This is a genomic window from Streptomyces sp. DH12 (assembly GCF_020873895.1).
Lineage (GTDB): Bacteria > Actinomycetota > Actinomycetes > Streptomycetales > Streptomycetaceae > Streptomyces.
Genome location: NZ_JAHWGT010001737.1, coordinates 1 through 381, shown reverse-complemented (window position 1 = coordinate 381; position 381 = coordinate 1). Strand labels below are relative to the sequence as shown.

The 381-nt window shown below is 76.4% G+C and carries 1 protein-coding gene; it reads left to right on the top strand.

The genetic code is table 11. The annotated features are described in order from the left end of the window. Positions 1-381: polyketide synthase (locus LPA54_RS41985; RefSeq protein ID WP_228985583.1), on the top strand; the 381-nt coding region annotated here is incomplete at both ends.

Genomic DNA, 381 nt, shown 5'->3' with positions numbered 1-381 from the left:
ACCCTGGACCGCTTCGGCCTCGACGCGTCCGGCATCGACTACGTCGAGTGCCACGGCACCGGCACCCCGCTCGGCGACCCCATCGAGGTCACCGCGCTCAACGAGGCCTTCGCCCCGGCCGCCCGGCCCGCCGGCAGCGTCCCCATCGGCTCGGTCAAGGGCAACGTCGGCCACACCTCGGCCGCCGCCGGGCTGGCGGGGCTGCTCAAGGCCGTCGGGGTGGTGCGCACCGGCCAGGTGCCGCCCTCGCTGCACTGCACCGAGCCCAACCCCCGGATCCCCTTCGGCGAGGGCCCGTTCACCGTGGCCACCGAGGCCGTCCGGCTGCCCGCCACGGGAGGGCGGCCCCGCCGCGCCTCGGTCAGCTCCTTCGGATTCAGC